At 38.8% G+C, this 376-nt stretch carries 1 protein-coding gene; it reads right to left on the bottom strand.

Annotation, left to right across the window (positions count from 1 at the left end; translation table 11 throughout):
• Positions 1-21: 21 nt before the first annotated feature.
• Entirely contained in the window at positions 22-345 is a 324-nt protein-coding gene (locus GOU96_RS18420; protein WP_175249404.1) for a hypothetical protein, read from the bottom strand.
• Positions 346-376: the final 31 nt, after the last annotated feature.

The raw sequence follows: 376 nt of genomic DNA, 5'->3' as shown, positions 1-376 counted from the left end.
TGTTAGCTGTATGCTCCAAACTCAAAGTTCGAAGTCACTATTGTATAGCTTGACAATATTTACCAACGGCTCTTCCCAACCCAAACATGCTTTAAGCCTTTGTACCACTGGTTTTACATGTTCATGAGCTACATTTATTTCAATTTTTATTAGTGGATAATTCTCCAACTTTCCAACTGAACCAAAAACAGGGTTTGAGCCTTCGAGCGCTCGATGTGATCCCATAACAGAACCTAATGCCCAGCAATGATCGTAGTTTCCAATCTTATCCACACCAGCATCATGTAATGTGCTAAGAACTATATCTTGCTGATTGGGTAGGCAAAAAATTTCTAATTTGTACATTTTCCCTCACGAGGGTTTGGAGTATTTCTGA

Origin of the sequence: Vibrio sp. R-1 (genome assembly GCF_035615595.1) — a bacterium.
GTDB classification, from domain to species: Bacteria; Pseudomonadota; Gammaproteobacteria; order Enterobacterales; family Vibrionaceae; genus Vibrio; species Vibrio cholerae.
The sequence above is the reverse complement of the archived record's forward strand: the minus strand, read 5'-3'. Positions and strand labels throughout refer to the sequence as shown.

Excerpts from the sequence above, each read along its gene's own strand:
- GOU96_RS18420 (WP_175249404.1), bottom strand. The coding sequence starts at position 345 with ATGTACAAATTAGAAATTTTTTGCCTACCCAATCAGCAAGATATAGTT.